The 20653-nt window shown below is 70.4% G+C and carries 21 protein-coding genes; all 21 read right to left on the reverse strand.

Going from position 1 to position 20653, the window contains the following annotated elements; all coding sequences use genetic code 11:
* Positions 1-10: 10 nt before the first annotated feature.
* On the reverse strand, positions 11-1381 hold the full coding sequence (locus ACP59X_RS20425) for a tetratricopeptide repeat protein (protein ID WP_428562061.1): 1371 nt from the start codon (positions 1379-1381) through the stop codon (positions 11-13).
* 16 nt (positions 1382-1397) lie between these two features.
* Positions 1398-2609, reverse strand: coding sequence for an HD domain-containing phosphohydrolase (locus ACP59X_RS20430; protein WP_428562063.1), 1212 nt, complete (start codon positions 2607-2609; stop codon positions 1398-1400).
* A gap of 30 nt (positions 2610-2639) precedes the next feature.
* Positions 2640-4244, reverse strand: coding sequence for a PAS domain-containing protein (locus tag ACP59X_RS20435; protein ID WP_428562067.1), 1605 nt, complete (start codon positions 4242-4244; stop codon positions 2640-2642).
* A complete protein-coding gene (locus ACP59X_RS20440; protein WP_428562069.1) occupies positions 4241-5050 on the reverse strand; it encodes a hypothetical protein in 810 nt (269 codons plus the stop codon). Before ACP59X_RS20440 ends, ACP59X_RS20435 begins: the two co-directional genes overlap by 4 nt.
* Positions 5051-5080: 30 nt before the next feature.
* Positions 5081-5896 carry a tetratricopeptide repeat protein gene (locus tag ACP59X_RS20445; RefSeq protein WP_428562071.1) on the reverse strand — a complete coding sequence of 272 codons (816 nt, stop codon included), beginning with the start codon at positions 5894-5896 and terminating at the stop codon, positions 5081-5083.
* Between the two features lie 42 nt (positions 5897-5938).
* On the reverse strand, positions 5939-7138 hold the full coding sequence (locus ACP59X_RS20450) for an HD domain-containing phosphohydrolase (protein WP_428562073.1): 1200 nt from the start codon (positions 7136-7138) through the stop codon (positions 5939-5941).
* A gap of 176 nt (positions 7139-7314) precedes the next feature.
* Entirely contained in the window at positions 7315-7860 is a 546-nt protein-coding gene (locus tag ACP59X_RS20455) for a hypothetical protein (RefSeq protein ID WP_428562075.1), read from the reverse strand.
* Between the two features lie 8 nt (positions 7861-7868).
* On the reverse strand, positions 7869-9413 hold the full coding sequence (locus ACP59X_RS20460; protein WP_428562077.1) for a hypothetical protein: 1545 nt from the start codon (positions 9411-9413) through the stop codon (positions 7869-7871).
* A 9-nt stretch (positions 9414-9422) separates the two neighbouring features.
* Positions 9423-9716: a hypothetical protein gene (locus tag ACP59X_RS20465; protein WP_428562079.1), complete on the reverse strand. Its 294-nt coding sequence runs from the start codon at positions 9714-9716 to the stop codon at positions 9423-9425.
* 10 nt (positions 9717-9726) lie between these two features.
* On the reverse strand, positions 9727-10230 hold the full coding sequence (locus tag ACP59X_RS20470; RefSeq protein WP_428562081.1) for a hypothetical protein: 504 nt from the start codon (positions 10228-10230) through the stop codon (positions 9727-9729).
* Positions 10231-10232: 2 nt separating this feature from the next.
* Positions 10233-10652 carry a hypothetical protein gene (locus ACP59X_RS20475; protein WP_428562083.1) on the reverse strand — a complete coding sequence of 140 codons (420 nt, stop codon included), beginning with the start codon at positions 10650-10652 and terminating at the stop codon, positions 10233-10235.
* Between the two features lie 101 nt (positions 10653-10753).
* Positions 10754-12673, reverse strand: coding sequence for a hypothetical protein (locus ACP59X_RS20480; protein ID WP_428562085.1), 1920 nt, complete (start codon positions 12671-12673; stop codon positions 10754-10756).
* Complete coding sequence (locus ACP59X_RS20485; protein WP_428562087.1) at positions 12670-14097, reverse strand: hypothetical protein; 1428 nt, start codon at positions 14095-14097, stop codon at positions 12670-12672. The genes ACP59X_RS20480 and ACP59X_RS20485 overlap by 4 nt, the downstream gene beginning before the upstream one ends.
* Positions 14094-14561, reverse strand: a complete 468-nt coding sequence (locus ACP59X_RS20490; protein WP_428562089.1) for a hypothetical protein — start codon at positions 14559-14561, stop codon at positions 14094-14096. The genes ACP59X_RS20485 and ACP59X_RS20490 overlap by 4 nt, the downstream gene beginning before the upstream one ends.
* Positions 14558-16201, reverse strand: a complete 1644-nt coding sequence (locus ACP59X_RS20495) for a transglutaminase domain-containing protein (protein WP_428562091.1) — start codon at positions 16199-16201, stop codon at positions 14558-14560. Before ACP59X_RS20495 ends, ACP59X_RS20490 begins: the two co-directional genes overlap by 4 nt.
* Before the next feature lie 215 nt (positions 16202-16416).
* Positions 16417-17082: a hypothetical protein gene (locus ACP59X_RS20500; RefSeq protein ID WP_428562093.1), complete on the reverse strand. Its 666-nt coding sequence runs from the start codon at positions 17080-17082 to the stop codon at positions 16417-16419.
* Positions 17083-17092: 10 nt separating this feature from the next.
* A complete protein-coding gene (locus ACP59X_RS20505) occupies positions 17093-17656 on the reverse strand; it encodes a hypothetical protein (RefSeq protein ID WP_428562095.1) in 564 nt (187 codons plus the stop codon).
* Between the two features lie 90 nt (positions 17657-17746).
* Positions 17747-18205 (reverse strand): hypothetical protein, encoded by a 459-nt coding sequence (locus ACP59X_RS20510; protein ID WP_428562097.1) that lies wholly within the window; start codon positions 18203-18205, stop codon positions 17747-17749.
* Between the two features lie 39 nt (positions 18206-18244).
* Positions 18245-19153, reverse strand: a complete 909-nt coding sequence (locus tag ACP59X_RS20515; protein WP_428562099.1) for a hypothetical protein — start codon at positions 19151-19153, stop codon at positions 18245-18247.
* Positions 19150-19881, reverse strand: a complete 732-nt coding sequence (locus tag ACP59X_RS20520; RefSeq protein ID WP_428562101.1) for a phage adaptor protein — start codon at positions 19879-19881, stop codon at positions 19150-19152. The genes ACP59X_RS20515 and ACP59X_RS20520 overlap by 4 nt, the downstream gene beginning before the upstream one ends.
* A 49-nt stretch (positions 19882-19930) precedes the next feature.
* Complete coding sequence (locus ACP59X_RS20525) at positions 19931-20650, reverse strand: hypothetical protein (RefSeq protein WP_428562103.1); 720 nt, start codon at positions 20648-20650, stop codon at positions 19931-19933.
* Positions 20651-20653 lie beyond the last annotated feature (3 nt).

The raw sequence follows: 20653 nt of genomic DNA on the forward strand, positions 1-20653 counted from the left end.
GCGTGGGGGCTCACTCGGTGAGATAGTCGAGCATGCGCCGGGCCGCTTCGTAGCCGGGGTCGAGTTCCAGGGCGATGCCGAGGAAAGCCCGGGCCTGGTCCAGGTTGCGGCAGCGGTGGTGGGCCGTGGCGATGTTGTAGGCCACGGACGGGGCCTGGCGGGCCAGATTGGGCTCCACGGCCAGGGCGCGCTCGAAATGCTGCAGGGCGATGTCGAACTGCTTGCCCTCGGCGTGGGCCACGCCGATGTTGTAGAGGATGCCCGGGTCGTCGGGGGCGATCTCCAAGGCCTTGCGGTAGTTGTCCACGGCCTGCGCCCACAGCCCCTGGCGGCGCAGCAGGATGCCCCGGTCGTTGAAAAGCCACAGGTCGCCCTGGCCCAGGGCCTCGCCCTTGGCCGCGATGGCCTCTGTGACGAAGCGCAGGGCCATTTCCTGGTCCTTTTCGCCGATGACCCGGACGATCTCCATGAGGGAATCGCTGACCATGTCCGAGGCCACCCGGGTGACCACGCGCCGGGCCTCCTCGAAATAGGTCCTGGCCGTGTCCGAGTCGCCCTTGGCCAGGTGCAGGCCGCCGATCTCCACCTTGCGCTCGAAATTGAGCGGCGAAAGCGTGTCCAGGCGGGTCAGGTAGGCCAGGCGCCGGTCGAACTCGCCGGCTTCCTGGCACAGCCCAACCAGGCGCTGCAACGGCTCGATGTAGAGCTTCTCCGCCTTGGCCGCGGCCAGGTAGTGTTTTTCCGCCGCGGCGAAGTCCCCGCGTTTCCGGGAGGCGTCGCCCATGAGCAGGTGGCATTTGAGGCTGTCGGGCTTGATCTCGAAGGCCTTGGCCGTCACCCGTTCGGCCTGGTCGAGGTCGCCGGCGGCGATGAGTTCCGCCGCCCGGTCGAGCAGCACGCCGAGCTGGTTGTTGGGCTTGACGGCGAAGGCCATCTTCTCGACCAGGGCATTGGCCGAGATGGGCTTGGTGATGCAGCTGTCGGCGCCGATTTCGTGGGTCAGCACCAGCTCGTCGCGCGACATCTCCGTGCCGGCCACGATCAGCCGCACCCGGTCGCCGTAAAAGGTCTTGAGCACCTTGACGGGCTTGATGCAGGTGGCCTTGCGGATGCGCCGCTCGATGAAAAGCAACAGCGGCGCGCTGACCCGTTGGCAGACCTTGTTGGCGAAGGCCACCAGCTCGTCGTAGTCGGCGGTTTCGCGAAAGGCCGCCTTCACGTCCACCCGAAGCCCCCCCAGGGTGAACTTGACCAGGCGGGAAAAGCTCTCGTCGTCCGTGGCCGCCACGGCCATGCCGCCCTCGGCGAAATAGTCGATGACGATGCGCTCGTAGCGCTTGGCCGCCTGCTCGGCCCTCACCCGCGCGATGTTGTTGGACATGGCCCGCCCGCAGCCGTCACCCGAGGGGCGACGCGTTTCTCACCCGGCGCAGCAGCGCCAGCAATTCGGGGTCGACGAGGCCGCAAGCCGGCTCCTCGCCGGCCGGGGCCAGCACCCGCAGCGTCTCCGGCCGGCAGGGTCCGAGTTCCCGCAAACGCGCCAGAAGCCCCGCATCCACCATCTGTCCGGCCGCGGCCGCCTTCTCGCCCGTGACCAAACGGATGTCCTCTTCCAGGATCATGCCCGCCGTCAAGCAGGAAAGCGGCGTCTCCAGGGGGGCATACCCCTCGCGCGAGCCGGCCATGACCCGCAGCAGTTCGAAGACCTCGGGATCGTACACCCCTTCCCTGGCCCGCATGGCCTCCAGGGCCGCCTCGCGCCCCGCCCCGGCGGTCAGCAGCCGGTCATAGTCCAGGGCCGCCTTGAGCAGCCGCGAGCCCAGGGGGATGTCCGGGCCGCTCGGGCCTTCGCCTTCGCCGGAAAACGGGCGCTCCTGGTGGCGGATGATGTCGGCCACCTCGTCGAGCCTGGGGATGCTCGCCAGCAGGTCCGCGCCGATGGCCGGATGGCGGCGAAACAGCTCGGCCCGGTCCCCGGCCAGGTCGCCCTCGGTGCGCAAGGCGGCGAACATGGCTTCGGGCATGACCAGGGCGCCGAGCTGGGACAGGGTGACGGCCAGTTCGATGCGCCATTGCTCCGGCGCCTCGAGGCTGCGGGCCATGTCCATAACCAGCCGCCGCACCCGGTTCGCCCGGCCCATGGCCTCGGGGTTTTGCAGGGCCAGCAGGTCGGTGAGCACCTTGATGATGCCGCGAAGGGCGGCCTTGAGGAATTCCTTTTCCGCCGTGGCCTGCTGATACTGGGCCACGCCGGCGGCCAGGGCCTCCTCCAGGGCGTCCTCGGCGCAGGGCTTGGACAGGAAGCGGAAGACCCCGGCCGCGTTGATGGCTTCCATGGCCGTGGGCAGATCGGCGTAGCCGGTCAGCATGATGCGGGCCGTATCCGGGCAGACCCGCCGCAGGCGGACGAAAAAATCCATGCCGTCCAGGCCCGGCATGCGCAAATCCGCCACGACCGCCGCGTAGGGGCCGCGCTCGGTGACGGCCTCCAGCGCCCGGATGGGGCCCACGGCCACATCCACGACATATTTGCGCCGCACCGCGCGCTTGAGCGCCGCGACCAGTTCCGCGTCGTCGTCCACGAACAGTATTTTGTATTTTGCGCCCATGCGTCCGCAACCCCTGACGCGTCAGCCCCGTCACGGCTTGTTTTGGCCGGCTTCCGCGACCGGGAACCGGATGAAAAACACGGCCCCTTCCCCCGGCCGGCTGGTGAAGTCGATGGAACCGCCGTGGCGGGCCATGATGGCGTTGCTGATGGCCAGGCCCTGGCCTGTGCCCTTGCCCGCGGCCTTGGTGGTGAAAAAGGGGTCGAAGATGCGCCCGGCATCGGCCGGTTCGATGCCCGGGCCGTTGTCGGCCACCGATATCACCACGTTTCCCTGGGCAAGCGTGGTGGCGATAGCGATGCGCCCGCGGGCCAGTTCGCCCCGGGCCAGCCCGTCCTCCACCGCCTGGGCGGCGTTTAAGACCACGTTGAGCAGGACCTGCGACACCTCGTGGGGCAGACCGTACACCAAAGGTAGGTCCGGGGCGAGGTCTAAATCCACTTCGGCCACATGTTTCCAGGCGTTGCGGGTGATGGTGACGATGTCGCGGGCGGCGGCGTTGAGGTCGAAAAAAAGCGGCTCGCCCGTGCCGGGATGGGACATCTGACGCATGGCCGCCACGATCTCGGACACCTGCCGGATGCCCTTGCGGGTGTTGGCGATGGCCGAGGGGATCTCTTCGCGCAGGTAGCCCAGGTCGATGGCCGCTTCGGTGTCGCGCACCCGGCGCAGGGCCGCCTCCAGGTCCGGGCCCGGCCCCGCCGCCACGGCCCGGGCCAGGTCGGCATGGGCGGCCAGCAGGGCCAGCAGGTCGTCGAAGGCCTCGTCGAGGAAGCCGGCATTGTAGCCCACGTACTGGATGGGGGTATTGATCTCGTGGGCGATGCCCGAGGCCAGCTGGCCCATGGCCTGCATGCGGCGCTCGTGCAGGACCTTGAGCTCCCGGGCCTTGATGCCGGAGAGGTCCTGGCCGAGGATGAGCAGGCCGGCCGGGCCTCTCGCCCCGGCCACGGGGTTGACCGTAAAGCCCAGCAGCCGCTCGCTGCCGTCCGCGAGCCGGCAGCGCACCTCGTCCACCCGGGCGGGGCGCAGCGACTCCCGGCTCGCGGCCAGGGCTTCCCGCACGCACGGCCCTTCCCAGGCGATGTCGAGCTCGAAAAAATCCCGGCCCAGGACCGTGTCGGCGGCCAGGCCGAAGGCGGCCTCGGCGCTGGCGTTGAAGCGGCGCACGCGGTTTTCGCCGTCCAGGCTCACCAGGATGGAGCGGATGGAGCCGAGCAGTGTCTCGATGTCCTGGTTGACCAGCTCCCTTTCCCGCCGGGCGGCAACGCGGGGGGTCACGTCCCGGCTGATGGCGGCCGCGCCGATCAAACCACCGGCGGCGTCGGACAAGGGGTAGCAAGTGCTCTCGATATGGCGCGCCGTCCCGTCCGGGCCGTCAAGGCAGGCTTCCCGGGCCAGGGCCCGCCCCTGGGCCAGGGCCTCCCGGACCGGGCAGATGCCGCACGGGCCGCCCGGGTGCTCCCCAACGCCCGCGCAGCCCGCCGCCCCGAACAGGCGGGCCGTGGCCGGGTTGGCGGCAACCGGCCGGCCGCTTGCGTCCAGCAGGCACACCCCCACGTCCACGGCCTCGAACAGGGCCCGCAGATAGGGGGCCAGGTCCCCGGCCGCGTCGCCCCCTTCGGCCGGGCTCATACCGCGTCCTCCCCCATCCGGAACACCACGGCCGCTTCCCCGTGGGGGGTCAGCCCCCGCACAAACAGGCACTGCTCGGGGGGATGGCCGAACCGCCCGGGCCGATCGAGGCGCGCCTCGGCCAGGCGCAGGCCGGCATCCGGGAGCATGTCGCCGAAATAGCGCAGGGTCGTCTCGAACACGTCGGCCCCGCCCGGCTCCCCGGCCAGGCGGGCGGCCAGCGCGGCGTCGAGGCCCACGGCCGCGGCCAGTTCGCGGCAGCCGAGCACCCGGCCCGTGATGACCGCCGTTTCGCGGCCCCGGGGCCAGTCAAAAACCTGGCCGATCCCGGCCGGTTGCAGGGCCTGGCCGGACAGGCGCCCCACCGCCCGGGACAGGGCGGTGAAAAAAAGCTCGGCCACCCTGTTTTCGGCGAAATACTCCTGCAGATAGCGCAGCTCCACCCGTCCCTGTTCGCGCAGGACGCCGTAGCGGCCCATGAGCTCCCGGTAGCGGTCCCGGTCGAGATGGCCAAGCAGCAGCAGGGCCTCGCCGAGGTAGACATGATGGACCTTCTGGAAAAACAGGAGCTCGTCCAGGGTCCGGCGGCTCATGCGGCGATCCCCCACGGCGATGTCGCCAAAAAGCCGGTGGTCTTCCTGTTGGCGGTCGCGGATGGCCAGCACCTGCTCGGCGGTGAGCACGCCCCGGTCCATGGCCACCTCGCCGATGCGGCGGTTGTTTTCACCCTGATAGCGCAGGCCTTCCTCGAGTTGCGCCTGGCTGACGGCGCCCTGCTCCACCAGAAATCGCCCCAAAAAGCTCATGGCTCCCCTCTTTGCCCGGCTGCCCGGGCCTCACCACTGAAACCGCTGTGGTGCAAGCGGCCTGGCGTCGGCCTCGGTTTCGGCCTCTTTCTTCTCGATGGCACGCAGCAAGCCGGTGGCTTCGCTCAGGCCGGGATTGATGCCCTGGGCCATCTCCAGGAATTTCCTGGCCAGTTTGAGCTTGCCCTTTTCGTAGTAGGTCCTGGCGATGTTGTAGTGCAGGTTCTCGTCGCCCTTGGTCAGGCGGTAGGCCTTGAAATAGTAGCGCAAGGCCTGGGGGTACATGCCGTGCTTGCGCATTTTGATGCCGAATTCGTTGAAAAGGTGCTTGTGCTCCTCGCCGAAGGCCGACTCCAGGGTGATGATGCGCCGGCACACCAGGTTGGCGTTGTCGAGCTCGCCCCGGTCGAGGTAGGTCAGCCCCAGGCCGAAGGTGGCCCGGATGTGTTCCTCGTCCACGCGCAGGGCGTTTTTGTATTCGAATTCGGCGGACATGTGCTCGCCCTGTGCCCGGTGCTGGTCGGCCACGTCCACGGCCTCACGGACCTGGCGCATCATGGGCACGACCTTGTTGAGATACAGGTCCGGCTCGGGCAGAAAGCTGGCCAGCAACTCGTCCTTGGTCACGAGCCTGGGCCTGCCCGAGGGAATGAAGTGCTTGTTGAGGTTGCGCACCGTAAACGAGCCGTCGGCCTGTTCCTCGGCGAACACGAAGATGTTCTGTTTGACCTTGCGCCGAGTCGTGCCGAAACCGATGACGGCCTGGCTTTGAGTGGAAAAGACGCCCTTGAAGCGTTCCCCCGCCCGCTGTGCGGCCTCGTTGTCCGTGGCTGGAGCGTCTTCCATGATGCACGCCTGATTCGGGTTGTCGTGGCAACGGCGCCGGGGCTAACCGTCCAGCATCCTGGCGAAGGCCAGCCGCTCGGCCGGCGGCACGAGCACGCGCCAGCGCGCCGTCCCGCCGGTCAGGTTCCCCAGGTCGAGCAGCCGGCGGATGGACAGGGCGTTGAGTTCGAGTCCCCGGCCCAGGGCCAATTCCCCGCCGAGGTCCGTCACGTCCTGGTCGAGCAGCATGCCCGGGGCCAGTTCCCGGGCCAGGGCCAGGCGCGGCTTGTAGCCGTCGGGCACCGCGGCCAGGGATTCCAGGGCGTCCAGGATGTGGGGGTCGTACCAGCCCGCGCGGTCCCGCATGCGCGACAGGCTCTCGAACACGGGATTGTCCGAGGCGCGCCGGTGCTGGTAATGGGCCTCCAGGGTGTCGAAATCCAGGGCCACCTTGAGGATGCGCGCCCCCAGCGGGATGCGCTCGCCCTTGGCCCCGTCCGGGGGCAGGCCGCCGCCGTCGAAGCGCTTCTCCTGGTAGCCGATGATCTCGGCCACCTCGCGCAGGCGCGGGATGTTGGAGACGAGGTCGGCGGCGATCTTGGGGTGCATGGCGAATTCGTAGGCCTTGTCCCCGGGCAGGGGCTCGCCCCGGTAGGCCTTGCGCAGGGTCTCGGCCGGCAGGGCGGCGCAGCCGATCTGGGACAGCATGGCCGCCAGTTCCAGGCGCCAGAGGTCCTCCATGCCCAGGTAGGTGCCCAGTTCCATGGCCAGTCGCTTGACCCGGGAGGATTTGCCGAACGCCTCCGGGCTGACCATCTCGAGCAGGTTGGTCAGCAGCTTGATGGTGCCGCGCACGGTGCCGCGCAACAGCTCCTTCTCGGCGGCCTGGAGCTGGTATTGGCGCAAGCCCGCGGCCAGCGCCTCCTCGAGGTCCTCCACGGGGCAGGGTTTGGTCAGAAAGCTGAAGATCTTGCTTTTGTTGATGGCGGCCATGGCCACGGCGATGTCGGCGAAGCCCGTCAGCAGCATGCGCACCACGTCCGGCCGCAACTCGCGCACCCGGCCGAGGAATTCCACGCCGTCCATGCCCGGCATGCGCAGGTCCGAGACCACCACCGCCACCTCGGGGCCTGTGCCCAGCATGTCCAGGCCCAACTCGGGGCCGGCGGCCACCTGCACGTCGTAGCGCTTGCGCAGGGCGCGCGTGTAGGAGGCCAGGATCTCCTGGTCGTCGTCGACGAACATGATACGCGGTTTTTCCACGCAAGCCCCCTGGCCGGGACCGGCCGTACGTGTTCCCTAGGCCATGGCCGCCCTTTTTTCAAGGCAACACCCCCAGGCAAGCACCCGTGCCCAGCCAAAGAAAAAGGCCCGTGGCCAGGCTCAAGGCCTGCGCCACGGACCCGGACAGAGGTCAACGGGCCAGTCGCCCGAGCCTTCTAGGACGGCAAGGTGAAGTCCAGGGAAACCCCCAACACGGCCCCAAGCGTGGCGCAGGCCTTGAGCCTGGCCACGGCCGCCTGGCGCTGGCCGGCCACATGGGCCGTGACGCGCAGCCAGTCGTCGTTGTTTTTGACCACCGCCGCCGCAAATCCCCCCAGCTCCTCGCCCGTGACGGCCGTGATGGTGCGAATGGTCGGGATCGGGTCCACCCAGCCGGTCGTGTCCGCCGGCAGGTCGGCCAGCGTCGGATCGGCCAGCAGTGCCCGCGCCTCGGCCAGTTGCGCCGGCCAGGTGTCGCGCTCGTAGACGCCGAACCGGGCGGCCAGCGGGGCCAGGATCGCATCGCAGGCCGCCGCCGCCTCGGCCACGCGCGCCGTTACGGCGTCCGTCAGCGACACCGACCAGGCCTGCCCGATCTCCACCGGCATGCTGTCAGGCACGGTGAGGGCAAGGCAGCCGGCATACCCGGGGACGCCGGATATATATTGGGCGTCGCCGTGCGTCGCCCTCACCAATCCGTCCGTGGCAATGACTATTTTCATGGCGTGACCTATGCGTTTGTGATGTAGGCGTTACCGTTGCCGACCGTATTGAGCGCGGGCGAATAGTTCGTGGTCACCTCGCGGAAAACCGGACTGGAGACTAGGCTCGTGTTGCTCCTGTATTGCGATATTGCCGTCGTGCATTTTGAGAAGACACAGGAGGCGTTGAGATTTACTATGGCACTATAGCAAACGGCGCCATATTCCGTGTTGTAAAAATAGACTGTCGTTAAATCAAAAACACTTCCAGCCCCAATAAAAATGCCTCGCCCCCATCCTTCAAGGACTACACGACTCCCCACTGTCGAGAATCCTGCTTTCGACGAGTAGATGCCACGGTATGACGACGTACCGACGATTCGAAAGCCACGGAGTCCATACAGGGCATGCGGGCTGGCGAACGTGAAGCCGTGGCTGCCCGTGAAATTGAGCAGGCAACGGTTGCACGGCTTGATGACCAGGCTGCCGCCGCCGACCGTCGCCGAAGCGACCGTGTCGCCGGAGCAGCCGATGGTGGTATAGCCGTCGGCATAGGAGACGGACGTGGCTTTATACGCGCCATTGGTGTTTGCCGTGGAGCTCCCCGTCACGCCGAAGACATCGCCGACCAGCAGCGTTGCGGTGTAGTCGCCCGCCACGGTGATGGTCTTTGCCGTGGTATCGATGGCTGATATCGATACGGTCGTTTCCGCCGAAATGTTTCCCAGGATTTGAATCTTGTCCAGGTCGGGATGACCGAGCAGTACCGTACTGTTGATCGTGTAGGTGCCGTCCGCGCACTGGATGGTGACCACCACGCCGTCGTCGATCGCTTTCGCGGCAATACTGGACAACGCCTTGGCGATGCTGGCGTAGGGCGCCCCCGCCGAGCCGTCGCCGGTCGTGTCGCTGCCGGTCGTGGCGACGCAGATGGTGGTATTGGTCGAAATGCGCAACCTTGTGGCCAAAGTCAGCACGTACCACAAAGCCGCCGCCGTGATTGCCTTGGCCGTGTCCATGCCGGCCAAGGCGATGGCGTTTGTCGCCAACTCGACGATGCCGGCCACGGCCGTGGACGCGGCCTCGATCCAGGACGTGAGCCAGCCCGAGGCGCTGGCAATGGGGATTTTCCCGGCCGCCGGCGTGGCCGTGGCATTGGCCGGGTTCTGGACGACCAGGGCCGCGGCGTCGAGGCTGGCCAGGCCGGAGGCGGCGGCCTTGGAAGCCACAAACGCATCGAGGGCGGCGTGGCTGTTCGTTCCGGCGCCGGAAAGCGTACCGTGGGCCACCGTCCCGCCGTCGGCCGGGCCGGCGTGGCCGTGGTGGCACAGCGAGGCCGGCAGGTCGTTGCCGTGGAGCTCGGCCGTCAGGCCGGCGGTCAGCCCGGCGCCGTCCAGGGTCATGGTCACGGTGGTCACATCCGTGGCCGAGGCATAGCTCGACGAGGACGCCACCGTTCCGTAGCGCACCCCGTCCGCGCCGCAGTCGGCCTGGATGCGCAGGCCGGCGGCGAACACGGCCGTCTGGTCGCCGGCGACGGTGAAGGAGGCGGCGCTGACATAACTGGCTTGCATGCTCTCCTCCTAATTGAAGCGCGGCCGGACGGTCAGCCGCGCGGTTTTGCCAAGCCCCGACCAGTCGCCCAGGGTCAGGGATGCCTGGATGCGGTAGACGCCGGCTTCGGCCAGGTCGCCGGGTTGGGTGACGTAGCGGATCAAGCGCGTCACGCCGTCGCGAGCGGCCAATGCCCCGGAGAAGCGGCGCACCGCGCCCGATGGCGTGCGCACCAGCAGGCCCGGACTTCCGGCCCCGGCAATGTCGCAGCCGCAGTCGACGAGGATTTCGAGCCCCGTGTCGCCTTGGTAGATTTCCGTCATGATGGTTGCCTCAGGTCTGTTCGGTTTCCACAAGGGAAGAAAGCGAAACGGCAGCCCGCACGGGGCTTGCCAGGCAAAGCCGCGTGGCGAGGGGCGAGAAAAGCCGCACCACCTCGCGCAGGCCCGTCCCGGCCAACCCGTCCCGGACCAGGCCGGCCAGGGCGCAGGCGGACAGGCTTGCCTGGGTCCGAACAGGTGCGGCAACCGCCCCGGCAGCACCGCCCAGGCGCGCGGATGCGGCACTGCCCCCGGCCAAGGCCCGTCCCGCGCCGTTTCCAACGGCCGGGTACGCCGTCGCCCGGCCCGCCGTCGCCACAACAGCCGCCAGCCCGCCTGGCCCGGCCGCCGCCGCGCCCAGGCGGCAGGCCAGGCCGGTCACCGCCGCGCCCGTCAGCGGGGCGAAGGCCCCAAGGCCGGCCCGGCAAGCCGACACCCCGGCCGCCACATCGCTCGAACCGAATCCGGGCGTTGCCTCGGTCCAGGCCGCGGCCGCATCCACCCATGGCCTGGCCATGGCTACTCCAGGACCAGGATGCCGGCCGCGTCGAACACGACCGAGAAGGTGCCGCCCACGACCCCCTTGTCCGCGCCGAAGTCGAGCAGGCACACCAGGGGGTTGGTCCGGCCGCCGGCCGTCTTGGCGGCGTAGACTGCGGCGTAGCGGGCCGTGACCGTGGCCGCGAGCCAGGACGGGTCGGCGGCGTCGAGCACGGCCGTGGCGCCGGACACCCCCCAGCTCACGCCGCCAAGGGCCGCCCCGCCGGACACGTAGCCCGTGCCCGAGGCCTCGTGGGCCGCGACATCGGCCCAGACCGCATGGGCCGTATCCGGGGTGTAGGCGCCGGTGAGCAGGGCGCACTTGAGCGTGTCGCTGCCCAGGGCGAAGACGCCGCTGCCGAGGCCTTCCTTGAAGGCGCTGTAGATGCAATTGGCCATGGTTCCTCCCGTATGCTGCACGTTGGTGTTCCAAGGGGACGGGCGCGCTGCGGCGCAGGGAAAGGCCGGCCACGGCCTGCCGCCCGGGCGCGGGCGGCCGGCTAGACCTTGTAATTGTAGTTGTGGTTGTAGCTTTCGCGGAACCCGCTGGACTTGGCCGTGCTTTCGCTGACCGAGCGCTGGGTGGATTCCGAGGTGTTCGTATTGGTGCGCTGGCCGATGGACTCGCTGTAGCCGATCTGGGCCGAAGCGTTGACGGAACTGAGGGCACTGGCCGCCATCTGGGCCGAGACTTGGGCGCCGGAGCGGATCTTTTCCGCCTCCAGGCGCAGTTCGCCCAGGGAGTTTTGCAGCAGCATGTCGGCCTCCTTGATGGAGACCTCGGCGGACTTGAGGTAGGCATCCAGTTGGGCCGCGTGATCCTTGGAGCGCAACTGGGCCTCGTCGCGCCGCACGGCCAGCCCGGCTTCGTAGGCGCGCAGGGACAGCTCCCTGCCCTTGAGGAGTGTTTCGGCCTTGGCCCGGGCCTGGGCCAGTTCGGCCTCGAACCGCGCCACATCGGCCTTGTGGGCCTCCAGGCGCACCCGGTTTTCCTCGCCGGACACGGCCAGGGCGGTTTCGGCCGCCGCCTTGGCCGCGTCCACCTGGGCACCGTAGGCCCGGACCTGTTCGGCAAAGACGCGGGCCTTGGCCTCCTGGCCGGCCATGGCCGCGGCCTGGGCGTTGTAGCGGACGGTGTTGGCGTTGACCGCAGCCACGTAGGCCTGGACCTGGGCCTCGTAGGCGCTCACCCGGTCGCGGCCCAGGGCCGCCTTGGCCGCCGCCCCCTCCATGCGGGCCTTGTACAGGGCAACCAGGGTGGAGGCGCCGGACAATTGGGCCAGGTACAGGTCGGCCGCGCGTTTTTGGGCCTCGCCCGACAGCCGCGCCCCTTCCAGCCGGGCCTTGTAGGCCTCGAGGTCGGACAGGGCCGCCCGGATGCGGGCCTCGAACACGGCCGCGTCGGCCTGGTAGCGGGCGAGCTGGGCGTTGTGCACGGCCACTTCGGCGGCCAGGGCCTCGTAACCGTACTGGGCCAGGGCCTTGGCCCCTTCGAAAGCCCGGGCGGCGGTCTGGTTGAACAGTTCGATCCCCTGCGCCTCCAGGGCCAAGGCGCCCGTCACGGCGGCCTGGCCCGACGCGGCGGCCAGGTCGGCCTCCTTGACCAGGATGTCCAGGTTGCCGGCGGCCACCTTGTCAGCGTGATCGGCATAGGCCTGGCGCAAGGCGTCGGCCAGGGGGCCGGACAGGGCGGCCGTGCCCCGGGCGGCGAAGCCGTCGCCAAGCTCCTTAAGCCGCCTGGCCAGCTCGTCCTCCAGGCGCTTGCTGGCCCGGGACCACAAGGCTTCCTCCAGTTGCTCGCCATGCCCGGCCCCGCCGCCCCGCACCTCGTTTTCCAGGCGTTCGGACAAGGCCTGGCGCAGGCTCGACCCGTACTCCCCGACCCGGGGCAGGACGAACAGGTTGCCCGGGGCGACAAGCTCGGGCAGGGGCGGCCGCTCGCCCTCGAAGGTCGGGGTGATGGGCCCGGGCAGCTCCGGGATGGCCACGGGATCGAACACCGGCGGTTCGGGCAACACGATGGCCGGATCGGGCGGTGTTTCGACCTCGGCCAGGTTCGGCGCCGCCCCGGGGCCGTCGGGCCAGACCAGGTCCGGCTCCCCGGGCAGGACGATCTCCGGCGGCAGCACCGCGAATGCCGGCACCGCGAAGCCGTCCAGGGCGGCGCTGGCCAGTTCCGGCAGCGCCGGCGCCGCGACCTGGTCCAGGTCCACGCCGGTCAGGGCCGGCGCGTCGGGCAGGCCGGCGTATTGCGGCGTATCGGGCAGCTCCGGCAGCTCCACGGACGGATAGGTGAGCTTGGCCACGCCGCCCAGGCGGTCCAGGAAGGCGATGGCCGCATACCAGGCCTCGTTGGCGTAGTTCTGGGCCGTGTCGAACTTGTTGCGGACAATGCCGGCCGCACCGGTGGAATCGCTCATGAGGCCTCCTTGGCGATGGTGACAGGGGTCAGGCCCAGGGCGGCGGCCTGGGCCGCCTCGGGGTCATCGGCCACGAAAAGCCCGGTCAAGGCCTCGAGTTGCAGCAGATAGGCCTGGGCCGGGGAAAGGGCGTAGTGGAAAAACCGGGGCAGGGCCACGTCCATCACCGGATTCATGCGAAAGGCGCCGATGGCCTCGCCCGAGCGGCCAAGGCGCAACGTCCAGGCGTTGTGCCCGCTTTTTTGGAAGTCGCAGTCCGCGTCCATGGCGCACAGGGGCTGGCTGCCGGCGTAAATGGTGGCCTCGGCGGCATCGGCGGCGGCCAGGTAGAGCCGGACCGCGCCGTCCGCCGCGTGGGTCATGACCACATGGTGCCAAATACCGTAGCCGAGGGGGTCGCTGACGGCCGGGGAGTAGCCGAACTGGCTCTCGAAATTTGACAGCCGTGCCCCGAGCAGCCGGTTGCCGTTACAAACGAACAGCCCGGCCGCCTGCAGGCCGATGATGCAGCCGTCGGGATTGGGGTAGTCCGCCCCGCGCGCGTCGCGGTAGGCCTGGCCGGCCAGTTTCGGCGCGCCGTCGCAGGCCGTTTCCACGCGCCGCACGCCGGTGACGGTTTCGGTATGGGCGGCGTAATCCTCGTTCCAGGGCGCCCAGGGATAGGTGAGCGCGGCCGACCAGCCCGGGTGGAGATGCGGCGAGCAAAACCCCAGCAGCGGCGAGATGCTCCCCGGACAGTCCCAGGTGTAGGTGTCGCCGTCCGCGCTTTGCAGGAAATAGGCCCGGACGGGGTTTTGCACATCGCGGTCGTCGTAGGTGTAGTCGTACTCCAGGGCGGCGTGCAGCCGCACCAGGCAGCTGACGGAAAAAGGCGCCGCGTCCGGGATGTGGTCGCGCCCGAAAAGCAGCCCCGAACCCGCGCCGCCCGGCAACACGAACACCCCCCGGTCACGGGCGATGCCGGCCTCGGGCAGGTTCTCCGGCTCGGGCAGCCCGGCCTCGGCGGCGGACAGGATGGTCACGTCGTTGCCCAGGCCCATGGTCCAGCCGGCCAGGTCGCCGTCGGTGACGGCATTTTCCAGGCTGTACAGTCCTTCGTAGCGGGCCAGGCAGTCCGGGATGGCGTAGAACAGGCCCTCCCGCTGCGGCCGCGTCGCCGGCCGGGAAGGCGGCCCAACCGGGCTCGCGCGGCGCGGCGCGGCCACGATGTCCACACAGTCGAGGCTGCCCGTGCGGCGACAGACGATGCGTTCGCCGCCGGGAAGGCGCACCTCCCGGGTATAGACCGACAGATCGTAGACATTGTCCAGGCGCATGGCTTCGAGTTCCCGCAGGGCCAGGCCGCGCAGGCGCGAAAAGTCCTCGAAAGCCTCCGGCTCGCCCGTCAGGCGCAGCCGCACCGTGGGCCGGAAGTCCCCGTTCACGGCCGCCTCCGGTCCAGGGGCGTCAAAAGGAGGCTTATGGCGCCGATATCCAGGGCCGCACCGTCCGTGGCCGCAAGCGTCACCCGCCAGGCGTTGCCGCGCCCCCGACCGAGCCGGGCCAGGCCACGTCCGGCCGCCTCCCGGCTGCCCACGGGCCCGAGGGTGCCGGCCAGTTCGCTGCCCTCGTCGCTTGCCGCCGCAACCGCGATTTCGCCTTCCCAAAACCCCTCGACCGCGACAGCCACCAGGCGCTTGGGACCCGGCAGCCCGCCGTCGGTGGGTGGCAGGGCGATGCGCACGGCAATGGGCTCGCCGGCATCGTCGTCCCCGCCCACCCGGTAGAGCCCGTCCGCGTCGGCGAGAAACACCGCGCCGTCGTGGACACAGGCGGCCCCACCGGGCAGGCCACGGCACGTCGCCAGGGCGCCGCTTTCCAGTTCCAGGGAAAAGCCCGCCGTGCTCATCGCCATTCCTCCCCGGCGGCGTGATCGAAGACAAAGGCTTGCCCGTCCCCGGCTACGTCCGCCTCGGCCCGCGCCGTCAGGGAGGCGGTCAGGGCCAGGGCGGCGGCCATGGCTTCGGGCAAGGCCAGCCCCTGGCAAACGGGCACCCGGGCCAGCAGCCGCCCATCGGCCAACGCGCCGCCAAGCCCGCAGAGCCGGGCCACCGGCCGGGGCAGCCGGCAACCGGCCCCGGCCAAGGCCCCGGCCGTGGCCCGGGCCTGGCCGCGCCAGGCGGCCAGGGAGGCACACCCGGCAACCAGACAGGCCACGCGGGCCGCGCCGCCAAGGCCCGGGCGCGACAACCGCGCGAAGCCCGATCCCCCGCCCGCCGCCGTGCCGCTTCCCCGCCACACCGGCGCCGCCAGCCCCGCCACGGCCCCGGCCGACGCCGAGGCCCAAAAGGCCGGCCAGTCCCCCTCGCCTCGGGCCGAACCGGCCGAGCCGGCCATCCTGAGCCCCGGCAGCCGGCATTGCCCCACGGGAGCCCCGACCGCGGCGCAGGCCAGCCAGCCCGTGCCCAGGCTGGCGCTTCCCCGAGCGCCAAGGCTGGCCACGGCCTCCACGGACAGCGACGGCAGGGCAAAACCGGCCTCGCTTCGGGCGAAGAAGTCGGCCGCGCTTTGGCGCACCGTGAAAAAGGCCCCGGCGGTCAGGGCATAGTCGACCAGGGCGTAATAGGCCGATTCGCCAAGGACCGGCAGGCCGGACACCGGCCCCTGGAGCGTGCCCAGGGTCCAATCCAGGGCAACCCAGGCGCCGTCGCTTTCGCGCCGGTAGCCCACCCAGGCATGGCCGGCCTTGTCCAGGCCCACCCGGCCAAAGGCCGTGACCAGGCGGTCGGCGGCCACCCCGGCGGCGAGCAGCAGGCCGTGGAGCAGCAACGCCCCGTCCTCGCAGTCGCCGCTTCCTATGGCGGCGGTGGCCAGGGCGCAGGCCCAGCGGTCCTCGCCGTCGCCCTCGGCCACATAGGTCACGGCACCGGCCACGGCGGCCAGGAGCCTGGCGGCCACGGCATCGCCACCAACGGCCGAACCGGCCCAGGCAACGGCCAGTCCGGCCAGCTCGGCGTCGCCTTGGCACAAAAGCCCCACCACCGCGTCCGAACCCGTGGCGTTGGTCACGGGGCTGTCCAGGCCGCAGGTATAGCCCGTGGCCGTTGCGGCCGGCCAAAGGCACACCGCCTCGCCGGTGCGGTCCAAGGTGCTGATCGCCGCCGCCGACAGGGTCCCGAGGGCGAGCGATCCGGCCGCCCCGGCCCTGGCCACGGTGAAAAGCGGGATCAGGGCGGCCTGGACGCGGATGGCCGGGGAAGCCTGGCCCGCGGCCTGTGGCAAGGGAAACAGCGGCGTGCCCCAGGCCGGATGCCACATAACCGTGGCGGCCATGGCCTCGGGCAAGGGCAACGGACAGGTGCCAACCGGGCGACAGTCCCCGATGCCCGCGATTTCCGGCAGGGGCAGGGCCAGCCCGTCCTCCAGCGTCGTCACGCCGCAGGTGCCGCTGCCGGCGACATCCCAGGCGAGGACGGCCAGCCCCGAGGCGGTCAAGGCCTCCTCGAGCAGGGCCTCCATGGCGTAAATGTAGTCTTCAAGGGCGGGCATGGGCGCTCCTTCCCGGGGCGACGCAGACCCAGCGGGCCGTGGCGAACGGGCTGACGCGCCCGGGGCGGGCCGCAGCCGCCGCGTGCGTTGCCGCCTCGGGCTGCGGGTCGTCGCCGGTTTGCGGCCTCACCAGGGGGGGGACGTCGCGGGCAGCGGTATTGTTGCTTGGCATGGCGTCACCTGTGCCTTCCATGATCGATGCGTTGGGAAACACGCTAGAACGTGCCGTAGAGCACCAGTTCCGAGATGTTATAGTTGCCGTAGATGTCGGGCTTGAAGGCCGAAACCACCAAGCGGTAGGCCAGGAAATAGTGGGGGTCGGCGATGTCCATGCGGTCGGACAAAAATACGCCGTCGTCCCACCACGAACAGTTCTCGGCCGGATAGGGGCTGGTAAAGGTCACGCGCATGCCGGTAAAGTCCGTCATGGCCAAAAGCGGCGTCCAGGTCTCCTCGTCATTGGAGCCTTGCAGGCTAAAGCTGGTGGGATGGCCGCAGGGCGCGGCCTTGTAGGGGCAGGAATCGGAGATGGAGGCGTTGGAGGCGAACTGGAAGCCCGTGGCCTGAAGCGGCGCGGCAAAACGCACGCCCACGTATTCGGGCACGGCGTTGCGCGGATCGGGCGCCCAACAGGCGTTGTCCAGGTCGCCGTTGCCGATCATGAGGTTGCGCACGCCCCAGGCCTCGTCCACGCCCAGGGTGGAATAGAAGACCTCGCCGCGCGTCATGACCAGGCCGTCGGCTTCGGCCGGCACGTGGCCGAAGACATCGCCCAGGCGCCGGGTCAACAGCAGGTCGCGGTAGAGTTGGGGATCGGCGGCGTCGGGGACCACGGGCACAAGCCCGGCGGCGGTCTGATGGTAGATGGTATAGCTTGTCATGGCGGGCCTCCTAGAGCTGGAGAGCGGCTTGGCCGCCGAGCTGGAGCCGCCCGGTGACGATGAGGCCGCCTGTGGGCATGTCGCCGACGAACAGGGTGATGCTCGTGCGCTTGGTGCCGTCGTCGTCCTGGAGGATCACGGCGTCGGGCAGCTCCGAAAGGTCCGTGAGGTCCGCTTCCGCCGGGACCAGGGTGTCCCAGACATCCACGGTCTCGAAGGAACGGCGGATGCCCGTCGCCTCGACCCGCAGGCCCTTGATGACGGCCAGGGTGTAGGAGGCGTCGCCGGCATGGGCCAGGTAGAAGCGGCCGTAGCCGTAATGGGCGACCTTGAGGTCGAAAGCGTCGTCCGCGCCGGTATCGCTGTAGATCATCTCCAGGGCGGGCAGGGCCTGGCCCGGGGTGAGCGTGCCGGCCAAGACCCCGCTTTGGGGCGTGCGGACGAGGTCGACGCGGCTGCCGAAGGAATAGGGCGTGGCCCGGGCCTCGGCAAAGGCCTGGCCGCAGGTGACCCGGATGCGGGCCGGAAAGCCTTCGAAGCGGCAGTGCATGGCAAGGGGGTAGATGTCGGGCATGGCCTCTCCCGCCGGCTTGAACGTTTGCGCGCCACCGGCGGCGGAACCGGGAAGGTGCCGGTTCCGCCGCGACCGAACGGTCGGCTGGGCTTACGAAGCGGGCATGGTGACGATGAAACTGTCGATGGTGGTGGTGGCGCCGGCGGTGATGGCGGTGCTCGACATGTTGAGCTGGGCGCCGGAGGTGGAAACCGAACCGTCGAAGCGGGCGTGGCTGGTGTCGGCGCCGGTGGTCCGGTCGTTGGCGTAGAAGCGGAACCAGCCGGCGGTGCCGGTGGCCGCGGCCGCCCCGGACCAGACCTCCGAGGAGGACTTGGCGCAGGAGCCGCTGGCCGGGGTGGCGAAGTTGAGGCCGTTTGTGGCCGTGCCCGGCGTGAAGGTGCCGGAGGAGACGGTGATTTCGAGCAGGTGGGTCGCGCCCTCGGCATCGTCGGCGCTGGAGGGCTGCACGCCCGGGAAGATGCGGATCACGCCGTGTTGCATGATGGTTTGGAAACCTTCGGTGCCAAGCAGCTTGTTGCGAAGACCGGTGGAAAGGCGAAGGGCCATGCTGGCGCTCCTTGCGGCAAGAGGGTTACGGAACGCGCCCTAGGGGCGCACGAAGAGCTGATAGCGGTTGCCCGTGGCCACGGCCCGGGCCTGGCCGGCCGGGATGTTGGCAACGGCCAGGCGCACGACCCGTCCCGAGGCCAGGCCCAGGTAGACGCCGTCGGCCCCGGCCCAGACGGCGGCCTGACCGGCCAGTTCCCGGCCGGCCACGGCCTCGCGGCGGCCGGCCGGCAGCGACACGTCGCTGCCCGGCAGGGGCGGCACCGGGCAGACCCGTTCGAAGGTCATGGTTTGGGGATCGTTTCCCCGGGCCAGCGTCACCCCGGTCGCGTCGCCGACGAGCAGGCCGGCGGCGATCGCCCGCAACAGGCGCACCTTGCCCGTGGCCGGCGGCAGGTAGCCGGCCAGGGAATCGACCCAGTCGGTGAGGCCCGCGCCCTCGGTGAAGCGCACGACCGCCCCGTCGGCGATCCAAACGCGGCCGGCATGCCAGGCGAGCAAATGCCCGGCCGGCGGCGGAACGTAGCGGCCGGCCCTGTCCGGGCCGGGCCAGACGCCGCCGCCCCAGGGCAGGGCCGCGCCGTCGCGCAGGCACCCCGTTTCGAAGCCGTTGGCGAAGTAGACCGTCTCGCCCACGCCCAGGAAGGCCACCGGGGCGCCCGGGGTCAGGCCGTCGCGCAGCACCATCGGCTCACCCTGGGCCGGGATGGCCAGGATGGCGCCGTCCCGGGCGCCGTAGAGCCTGCCGTCGTGGGAGAAAAGGCCGGTGTAGCCCCCCTCCCCCAGCCGGCGCAGGCCCGGCCGGCGCAGGATACGCCCGTCGCGGACGTCCACGTTGACGGCCTCGGCCAGGGCGTAGGTGCCCTTGGCCGGATCGCAGGCCAGGCCCAGGGGCGAGGCCGATGCGCCAAGCCCCAGGCAGCGGTGCAACCGGCAGGCGGCGCTCACGGCCAGACCCCGCCGCCGGCCCACGGCCCACCCGGGCCGGCCGCGATGTCCACTGCCTCGTCCTGGGTCACGGCCGGCCCGTAGAGTCCGACCAGTTCGGCCAGGGCGGCCTCGAACCGGGCGCCGTAAGCCCGGGTTTGCGGTTTCTTGCCGTCGGCGCCCTCTTCCAGGCGTTCGAAGAGGTCGCGGCAGGCAAAGCCCACCAGGAGCCGGCCGACCAGGTGCGGCGGCAGGCAGGACGGTTTGTCGGACGCCGCGACCAGGGCATCGGGCAGGCGGTGGTAGCCCACGGCGATGTCCAGGGCCTGCCCGGGCACGGGCCAGACATGGAGGCGCCCCGCCCCGGCGGCGGCGAAACGGGTCCGGCCGGCCCTGGCCTGGCCCGCCATCCGCCGCAGCGCGGCCGGATCCGGCAAAAGCCGTATCCGGCCGTGCCCGGGGAGGAGGAAGGCATCCGTGGGGCCGTGCTGCAGGTCCGCCGGCAGCGCGGCGGACTCCTGTCCCGGTCCGAAGGAGAGCTGCGCGCAGTCGGCCAGCGCCGGCAGGCGGGTGGCGGCGCTGGCGGCGAGTAACCCCCGCCACAGCGCCCGGACGATTTCCGGTTCGCCAACCGCCGGGTCGTCCACGATGCCCGACACCTCGGCCACAAGCCCGGCCAGGGTGTCGTCGCAGGCGTTGCGGGCTCCTTCGGCCGCCGTCCGGGGCAGAAAGCATTGCGCCTGGGCCATGAGTTCCTCCGTCGTCCGTGTCGTTGGCAGCGGTTTCCCGATGCGGGGGCTAGTCCAGGGTCAGGAAGCAGGGCTGGCAATGGCCGTCGGTGAAGGCGGCGGCAAAGGCCACGCCGGCCACGGGCTGGTCGATGTCCAGGCTGGCGTTCATGGCCGTGACGCTGCCGGCCGTGGCCCCGGGCACGAGCATGCTGCCAACCGGCGCCGTGCCGGCGGCCAGGCAGCAGGCCACGCCGCCGGTCTGGGCGAAGAAGTAGTGCCCGGCCGGCACGTCGCAGGGGGCGACGCCGACCGGCAGGTTCTCCTCCGTGGCCGAGGCCGCCACCCCGCCCCAGGGCGAGGGCACAAGGGACACCTTGGAGGCCGTGGTCAGGGCGACGCGCAGGGGCTCGGCCAGCGTGAGCACCACCGTGCCGCCGGCGGCGCAGGCGGTATTGGACAGGATGCGGCACTGCCGGCCCTTGCCGGCCGCGTCGGCCACCTGCAGGTAGCCGTCCTCGTAGGCGTTTTCGGCCACGGCCGTGGCGCCCACGGTCAGGGACAGCACCCGGTCGCCGACGGCCGCCGGGGTGGCGGCCAGGTTCTGGTGGCTGGAAACGGCCGCCGGGGCCATGCCGAGGCTGCCGGCGCTTATGGCCGTGGAACCGGCCTTGGCGTAGCGGAACTTGCGGCCGTCGGCGGTGATGCGCAGGGCGCCTACGGCCTCGCGCTTGGCCGGCGAGGTTTCGGTCACGTCCTGGGTGAAGGAGAGTTTCATGGGCTGGGCCATCGT

It is taken from the genome of Solidesulfovibrio sp. DCME, assembly GCF_049995385.1.
GTDB lineage: Bacteria > Desulfobacterota > Desulfovibrionia > Desulfovibrionales > Desulfovibrionaceae > Solidesulfovibrio.